6 protein-coding genes are annotated in these 8,377 nt (G+C 65.1%); all 6 read left to right on the forward strand.

Features of this window, described 5'->3' with window-relative positions; translation table 11 throughout:
* A partial coding sequence (locus MOV74_RS24340; RefSeq protein WP_246928306.1) for a 3-hydroxyacyl-CoA dehydrogenase NAD-binding domain-containing protein occupies positions 1-1,777 on the forward strand: 1,777 nt, incomplete at its 5' end.
* 149 nt (positions 1,778-1,926) lie between these two features.
* Complete coding sequence (pimA, locus tag MOV74_RS24345) at positions 1,927-3,588, forward strand: dicarboxylate--CoA ligase PimA (protein ID WP_246928321.1); 1,662 nt, start codon at positions 1,927-1,929, stop codon at positions 3,586-3,588.
* Between the two features lie 25 nt (positions 3,589-3,613).
* The gene (gene pimC, locus MOV74_RS24350) at positions 3,614-4,804 is read left to right on the forward strand and encodes a pimeloyl-CoA dehydrogenase large subunit (protein WP_246928324.1); all 1,191 of its coding nucleotides are present in this window, start codon (positions 3,614-3,616) and stop codon (positions 4,802-4,804) included.
* A gap of 129 nt (positions 4,805-4,933) precedes the next feature.
* Positions 4,934-6,076 carry a pimeloyl-CoA dehydrogenase small subunit gene (gene pimD / locus MOV74_RS24355; RefSeq protein ID WP_246928326.1) on the forward strand — a complete coding sequence of 381 codons (1,143 nt, stop codon included), beginning with the start codon at positions 4,934-4,936 and terminating at the stop codon, positions 6,074-6,076.
* Positions 6,077-6,200: 124 nt separating this feature from the next.
* On the forward strand, positions 6,201-6,974 hold the full coding sequence (locus MOV74_RS24360) for an SDR family NAD(P)-dependent oxidoreductase (protein WP_246928328.1): 774 nt from the start codon (positions 6,201-6,203) through the stop codon (positions 6,972-6,974).
* Positions 6,975-7,202: 228 nt separating this feature from the next.
* Positions 7,203-8,377: glycerol kinase GlpK (locus MOV74_RS24365; protein ID WP_246928330.1), on the forward strand; the 1,175-nt coding region annotated here is incomplete at its 3' end.

Here is an 8,377-nt window from a genome sequence, read left to right on the forward strand (position 1 = left end):
GCTCGCCTGTCATTTCCGCGTCGCCGTCAAGGAAGCCAAGCTCGGCCTGCCGGAGGTGAAGCTCGGTCTTCTGCCAGGCGCCGGCGGTACCCAGCGCCTGCCGCGCGCGGTCGGTCCCGAGCTCGCGGTCAAGATGATCGTCGGCGGTGATCCCATCGGAGCCGCGGAAGCGCTGAAGAACGGCCTGATCGAGGAAATCGTCGAGGGACCGGCGTCGGGCGGCGAGGCCTTCGTGCGCAAGCTGCTGGCCGAGAAGCGTCCGCTGCGCCGCCTGCGCGACGACGATTCCAAGATCGCGGCCGCCAAGGCCGACCGTTCGATCTTCACCAATGCGGTCGCCGCCATGACCAAGAAGTCGCGCGGCCTGGAAGCGCCGTTCGCCGCCGCCGACGCCGTGGGCTACGCCATTGACCTACCTTTCGACGAAGGTCTGAAGAAGGAGCGCGAGGGCTTCCTGAAGCTCGTCGCCAGCGACCAGTCCAAGGCGCAGCGCTATGCCTTCTTCGCCGAGCGCGAAGCCAGCAAGATCGCCGGCGTCCCTGAAGGCACCAAGTCGCGTCCCGTGAACCGCGTCGCCATCCTCGGCGCCGGCACCATGGGCGGCGGCATCGCGATGTCCTTTGCCAATGCCGGCGTTCCTGTCACCCTGATCGAGACCGGTGAGGAACAGCTCAAGCGCGGCATGGGCATCATGCAGAAGAACTGGGAAGCGACCGCGGCGCGTGGCGGTATCCCGGCTGACGCGCCTGCCAAGCGCATGGCGCTGATCAACGGCGTCGTCGGCATCGAGAATGTCGGCGATGCCGACCTCGTCATCGAAGCCGTGTTCGAGACCATGGCGGTGAAGAAGGAAGTGTTCGGCAAGCTCGACCAATACGTCAAGCCCGGCGCGGTGCTCGCCTCCAACACCTCGTATCTCAACATCGACGAGATCGCGAAGTCGACCAAGCGTCCGCAGGACGTGCTCGGTATGCACTTCTTCTCCCCCGCCAACGTGATGAAGCTGTGCGAGATCGTGCGCGCCGACAAGACCGCGCCGGATGCCCTGGTGACGGCCGTCACCATCGCGCGCAAGATTGCAAAGGTACCGGCCGTGGTCGGCGTCTGCGACGGTTTCGTCGGCAACCGCATGCTCGCTCAGCGCGGCAAGCAGTCGGAGAAGCTGTTGTTCGAGGGTGCCCTGCCGCAGCAGGTCGATGCCGTGGTGACGAAGTTCGGCATGCCGATGGGCCCGTTCGCGATGGGCGACCTCGCCGGCCTCGACATCGGCTGGCGCTCGCGCAAGGACCGCGGCATCAAGTCGGAGATCGCGGACGCGCTGTGCGAAGCCGGCCGTTTCGGTCAGAAGACCGGCAAGGGCTACTACAAGTATGAGGCAGGCTCGCGCTCGGCGCTGCCCGATCCGGAGGTCGAGAAGCTGATCGACGAGACGCTGCTGCGTCTCGGCCGCAAGAAGCGCGTCGTCAGCGACGAGGAGATCCTCGAACGGATGATGTATCCGATGATCAACGAGGGTGCGAAGATCCTGGAAGAGGGCATCGCCGCACGTCCCTCCGACATCGACGTGGTCTGGCTCTATGGCTATGGCTGGCCGATCTATCGCGGCGGCCCGATGTTCTGGGCCGACAGCGTCGGCCTCAAGCACATCGCCGATCGCCTGGCCTTCTACGCCAAGGAGACCAACGACCCCAGCCTCGAGCCCGCCCCGCTGCTGAAGAAGCTTGCGGCCGAAGGCAAGACGTTTGCCTCGCTGGCGGCGGCGTCGAAGGCGGCGTGATGGGGCTTTGCGCTCCAACTCTCAGTCATTCCGGGATGGCCCGCAGGGCCAGGCCCGGAATCCATTTCGCCTCTGAGCGCGCTGCCCGATGGATTCCGGGTTTGATGCCTCGCATCGCCCCGGAATGACGACCGAATGTGATGCAGAGAATGACCCATCCCGGCGAACAGTTTTACCCCGAGGGCGTGCGGTGGGACGACACCATCGTCCAGGGCACGCTGCCTGACCTGCTGTCGAAAGCCGCCGCCGACTACGGCCCGCGCACCGCGCTGGAGTTCCGGGACCGTTCGATCACCTACACCGAGCTCGCAGCTCAGGCCGAGCGCGCCGCCGCAGCGTTTCTGCGCGCCGGCTGCGGCAAGGGCTCCTCCGTCGCGCTGTTCCTCGGCAACTCGCCGGATCACCCCGTCAATTTCTTCGGCACGCTGAAAGCGGGCGCCCGCATTGCGCATCTGTCGCCGCTCGACGGCGAGATCGCGCTGACCCACAAGATCGCCGATTCCGGCTCGCGCCTGCTGGTCACGTCCAATCTCGCGGCGCTGCTGCCGACCGCACTGAAATTCCTGGAAAAGGGGCTGATCGATCGCCTCGTCGTCTGCGAGGACGATCATTGGGGCAAGGTCGGCACGCCGCAGGCGGCGATTCCCAATGATCCGCGCATCGTGACCTTCAAGGCCTTCGTCGAGGGCGCGACCGCGCCGGCAGAATGGCCCGCCGTGACGGCCGACGACGTCGCGCTGCTGCAATATACCGGCGGCACCACCGGCCTGCCCAAGGGCGCGATGCTGACGCACGGCAATCTCACCTCCGCAGTGTCGATCTACGACGTCTGGGGCAAGCCGTCGCGCGCCGCGCGCGGCGACGTGATCGAACGCGTGATCTGCGTCCTGCCGCTGTTTCACATCTATGCGCTCACTGTGGTGCTGCTCTCCTCGCTCAGCCGCGGCAATCTGATCTCGCTGCATCAGCGCTTCGACGTCGAAGCGGTCATGCGCGACATCGAGGTCAAGCGCGCGACGTACTTTCCGGGCGTGCCGACGATGTGGATCGCGATCGCCGCGCTGCCTGATCTCGACAAGCGCGACTTCTCCTCGCTCGCTGTCATCGGCTCCGGCGGCGCGCCGCTGCCGGTGGAGATCGCGAATTTCTTCGAACGCAAGGTCGGCAAGAAGCTGCGCAGCGGCTGGGGCATGACCGAGACCTGCTCGCCCGGCACCGGTCATCCGCCCACGGGGCCGGAGAAGCCCGGCTCGATCGGCCTGACGCTGCCCGGCATCGAGCTCGATGTCGTCGCGCTCGACGATCCCAAGCGCGTGCTGCCGCCGGGCGAAGTCGGCGAGATCCGCATCAAGGGCCCGAATGTCACCAAGGGATACTGGAACAAGCCAGAGGGCTCCGCGGAGGCCTTCGTCGACGGCCGCTTCCTCACCGGCGACATCGGCCATGTCGACACCGACGGCTACTTCTTCCTGGTCGACCGCAAGAAGGACATGATCATCTCCGGCGGCTTCAACGTCTATCCGCAGATGATCGAGCAGGCGATCTACGCCATACCGGGCGTGCACGAGGTGATCGTGCTCGGCATTCCCGACCCCTATCGCGGCGAGGCCGCAAAGGCCTTCATCAAGCTGAAGCCGGACGCAAAGCCGCTCTCGCTCGACGAGCTGCGTGCGCAACTGGCCGGCAAACTCGGCAAGCATGAACTACCGGCCGCGGTCGAATTCGTCGACGATCTGCCGCGTACGCCGGTCGGAAAATTGTCGCGCCACGAATTGCGCCAGCAGCAGAAACCGGCACAATCCAAATCATAGAGAAGTAGGTTCACAGGAGGATCCGATGGATCTCGCATTCACGAAAGAAGAGCAGGCGTTTCGCGAGGAAGTGCGATCATTCTTCCGCGACAACGTGCCGCCGGATACGCGGCGCAAGCTGGTGGAGGGCCGCCACCTCTCGAAGGACGAGATGGTGACGTGGTGGCGCATCCTCAACAAGAAGGGTTGGGGCGTCAGCCACTGGCCCAAGCAATATGGCGGCACGGGCTGGACCTCCGTGCAGCACTATATCTTCAACGAGGAGCTGCAGTCCTATCCGGCGCCGCAGCCGCTCGCCTTCGGCGTCAGCATGGTCGGCCCTGTCATCTACACCTTCGGCAATGAGGAGCAGAAGAAGCAATATCTGCCGCGCATCGCCAATGTCGACGATTGGTGGTGCCAGGGCTTCTCCGAGCCCGGCTCCGGTTCTGACCTTGCCTCGCTCAAGACCAAGGCCGAGCGCAAGGGCGACAAATGGATCATCAACGGCCAGAAGACCTGGACGACGCTTGCCCAGCACGCCGACATGATCTTCTGCCTGTGCCGCACCGACAACAATGCGAAGAAGCAGATGGGCATCTCCTTCATCGTGTTCTCGATGAAGTCGAAGGGCGTCACGGTGCGCCCGATCCAGACCATCGACGGCGGCCATGAGGTCAACGAAGTGTTCTTCGACGACGTCGAGGTGCCCGTCGAGAATCTGATCGGCGAGGAGAACAAGGGCTGGGACTACGCAAAATTCCTGCTCGGCAACGAGCGCACCGGCATCGCCCGCGTCGGCGTCTCCAAGGAGCGGCTGCGCCGCATCCGCGATCTCGCCGGCAAGGTCGAATCCGCCGGCAAGCCGATCATCCAGGACGCGGCGTTCCGCGAGAAGCTGGCGGCCTGCGAGATCGAGCTGAAGGCGCTCGAACTCACCCAGCTCCGCGTCGTCGCCGACGAAGGCAAGCACGGCAAGGGCAAGCCCAATCCGGCCTCCTCGGTGCTGAAGATCAAGGGCTCCGAGATCCAGCAGACCACCACCGAGCTGCTCATGGAAGTGATCGGCCCGTTCGCCGCGCCTTATGATGTGCACGGCGACGACGGCTCGAACGAAGCCATGGACTGGACCGCCCAGATCGCGCCAAGTTACTTCAACAACCGCAAGGTCTCGATCTACGGCGGCTCCAACGAGATCCAGCGCAACATCATCGCCAAGGCGGTGCTGGGGCTTTAGGCGTCATTCCGGGGCGCGCGTAGCGCGAGCCCGGAATCCACAACCACGACCGGGAGTATGGATCCCGGGCTCGCGCTACGCGCGCCCGGGATGACGAAGCAAGAATTTCGGGTACGAGGAACCAAAGAAATGGATTTTGATCTGAACGAGGAGCAGCGGCTTCTCAAGGAAAGCATCGACGGCCTGCTGACCGATTCCTACGATTTCGAGCAGCGCAAGAAATACATGAAGGAGAAGGGCGGCTGGAGCAAAGCCGTCTGGCTCAAGCTCGCCGAGCAAGGTCTGCTCGGCCTGCCCTTCGCGGAAGCCGATGGCGGCTTCGGCGGTGGCGGCGTCGAGACCATGATCGTGATGGAGGCGCTCGGCAAGGCGCTGGTGCTCGAGCCCTATCTCGCAACGGTCGTGATCGGTGGCGGCTTCCTGCGCCATGCCGGCACCGATGCGCAGAAAGCCGCGCATCTGCCCGGCATCATCGACGGCAGCAAGACGCTCGCCTTTGCCCAGCTCGAGAAGAACTCCCGCTACGATCTGTTCGACGTCACCACGACGGCGAAGAAGAAGGGCGACGGCTGGGTCATCGACGGCGAGAAGTTCGTCGTGCTCAACGGCGAGAACGCCGACACGCTTGTCGTCACCGCGCGCACCAAGGGCGACCGCCGTGACAAGCCCGGCATCGGCGTGTTCCTGGTCCCTGCCAATGCCAAGGGCGTGACCAAGAAGTCCTACCCGACCCAGGACGGCCTGCATGCCGCCGACATCACCTTCACCGGCGTCGAAACCGGCCCCGATGCGGTGCTCGGCAATCCCGAGGATTCGCTCGCGCTGATCGAGCGCGTGGTGGATGAGGCCCGCATCGCGCTCTGCGCCGAGGCAGTCGGCTTGATGGACGAGTCACTCAAGACTACCGTCGAGTACATCAAGACCCGAAAGCAGTTCGGCGTCGCGATCGGCTCGTTCCAGTCGCTGCAGCACCGCGCCTCCGACATGTTCGTCGCCGCCGAACAGGCGCGCTCGATGTCGATGTTCGCGACCATGGCGAGCGATTTCGAGAGCGCCCAAGAGCGCGCCAACGCCGTCGCGGCAGCCAAGGTGCAGATCGGCAAGTCGCTGAAGTTCGTGGGACAGCAGGCGATCCAGCTGCACGGCGGCATCGGCATGACCATGGAGGCCAAGATCGGCCACTACTTCAAGCGCCTCACCATGATCGAGAACAGCTTCGGCGACACCGACTACCACCAGCGCCGCGTCGCGGACGCGGGCGGGTTGATCTGAGTCTCTCCACCGTCATTGCGAACGTAGCGAAGCAATCCAGACTGTCTCCGCGGCGACATCTCTGGATTGCTTCGTCGCAAGAGCTCCTCGCAATGGAGGCCGTTGAAGCATCGAGGCAACAACAATGAAAAACACCCCGTTCGATCTCACCGGCAAGGTCGCCGTGGTCACCGGCTCCAGCCGCGGCATCGGCCGCTCCTCCGCCGAACTCCTGGCAAAGCTCGGCGCCAAGGTCGTGGTGTCCTCGCGCAAGGCGGATGCCTGCAAGGAGGTCGCCGACGGCATCATCGCGGCCGGCGGCGATGCCGCCGTCATCCCCTGCAACATCGCGCGCAAGGCCGAGGTCGAGGCGCTGATCGCAGGTGCGACCAAGCATTACGGCAAGGTCGACATCCTCGTCTGCAACGCCGCAGTGAATCCCTATTACGGCCCGCTGCTCGACATCACGGATGAAGCCTTCGACAAGATCATGGGCTCGAACGTCAAGAGCAACATCTGGCTCTCCGCGCTGGCGATCCCGCAAATGGCCGAGCGTGGGAACGGCTCCGTCATCATCATCTCCTCGATCGGCGGCTTGCGCGGCTCCACCGTGATCGGCGCCTACGGCATCTCGAAGGCGGCCGACTTCGCGCTGTGCCGCTCGCTCGCCGGCGAATGGGGCCCGAAAGGCGTTCGCGTCAACTGCATCGCGCCCGGTCTCGTCAAGACCGATTTCGCCCGCGCGCTATGGGAGGACGAGGCCATGCTGAAGCGCCGCACCGCCACCACGCCGCTGCGCCGCATCGGCGAACCCGACGAAATCGCCGGTGCAGTCGCCTACCTCGCCTCGGATGCGTCGACCTTCATGACGGGACAGACCATAGTCATCGACGGCGGCGTGACGACGGCGGCGGTGTAGCGGGTCGTGTCCCGGACGCATAGCAGCGCGAAACGCTGCTATGCTGAGCCGGGACCCAGCAGCCCTGGCATTGGGCCCCGGCACAGCAGCGCACCGCCAAGGCGCTGCGCTGCGTCCGGGGCACGAGACCGAGACCAACCTTGACCTTCCGCCTCCAATCCGCTCCCTTTGGCGCGACACAATGACTCCCTCCGGGGAAACGCCAAGCTAAACGCCAAGGTAGCCGCCATGTCTTTCGTCCTCGCCATCGACCAGGGCACCACCTCTTCGCGCGCGATCGTGTTTCGCGGCGATATTTCCATCGCCGCCAAAGCGCAGCAGGAATTCCCGCAGCATTTTCCCGCCTCGGGCTGGGTCGAGCATGAGCCGGAGGACATCTGGACCTCGACCGTGATGGTGTGCCGCGAGGCGATCGAGCAGGCTGGCATCAGCGCAAAGGATATCGCCGCGATCGGCATCACCAATCAGCGCGAGACCACCGTGGTGTGGGACCGCGCGACGGGGCAGGCCGTGCACCGCGCCATCGTCTGGCAGGACCGCCGCACCGCCGACATCTGCGCGAAACTCAAGGCAGACGGCCGCGAGCCCGTGATCTCGCAAAAGACCGGCCTGATCATCGATCCCTATTTTTCCGGCACCAAGGTCGCCTGGATCCTCGACCACGTTCCCGGCGCGCGGGCGCGCGCCGCGCGCGGCGAATTGATGTTCGGCACCGTCGACTGCTATCTGCTCTGGCGCCTCACCGGCGGCAAGGTGCACGCCACCGATGCCACCAACGCCTCGCGCACGCTGCTGTTCAACATCCACACCGGCCAGTGGGACGACGAACTGCTGGAGATCATCGGCGTGCCGCGCTCGATGCTACCCGAGGTGAAGGACTCTTCCGCCCGCTTCGGCGAGAGCGCGCCCGATCTGTTCGGCGGCGCGATTGCCATCTCGGGCATCGCCGGCGACCAGCAGGCCGCGACCATCGGCCAGGCCTGCTTCCGTCCGGGCATGATGAAGTCGACCTACGGCACCGGATGCTTCGCGCTGCTCAACACCGGCACCACGCCTGTGGTGTCGAAGAACAAGCTGCTCACCACCGTCGCCTATCAGCTCGACGGCAAGCGCACCTATGCGCTCGAAGGCTCGATCTTCGTCGCCGGCTCGGCGGTGCAATGGCTGCGCGACGGCCTCGGCATCATCAAGCACGCCGCCGAGACCGGACCTCTTGCTGATCAGTCGGACTCCATGCAGAGCGTCTATCTCGTCCCCGCCTTCGTCGGCATGGGCGCGCCCTACTGGAATCCGCGCGTCCGCGGCGCGCTGTTCGGCCTCACCCGCAACACTGGCCCGGCCGAGCTCGCGCACGCCGCGCTGGAAAGCGTCTGCTACCAGACCTTCGACCTCTGGGCCGCGAT

Source organism: Bradyrhizobium sp. SHOUNA76 (assembly GCF_023006445.1).
GTDB lineage: Bacteria > Pseudomonadota > Alphaproteobacteria > Rhizobiales > Xanthobacteraceae > Bradyrhizobium.

What these genes read in the sequence shown, in the direction of transcription:
- pimD (WP_246928326.1), top strand. Translation starts at nt 4,934, where the DNA reads ATGGATTTTGATCTGAACGAGGAGCAGCGGCTTCTCAAGGAAAGCATC.
- MOV74_RS24360 (WP_246928328.1), top strand. Translation starts at nt 6,201, where the DNA reads ATGAAAAACACCCCGTTCGATCTCACCGGCAAGGTCGCCGTGGTCACC.
- pimA (WP_246928321.1), top strand. Translation starts at nt 1,927, where the DNA reads ATGACCCATCCCGGCGAACAGTTTTACCCCGAGGGCGTGCGGTGGGAC.
- pimC (WP_246928324.1), top strand. Translation starts at nt 3,614, where the DNA reads ATGGATCTCGCATTCACGAAAGAAGAGCAGGCGTTTCGCGAGGAAGTG.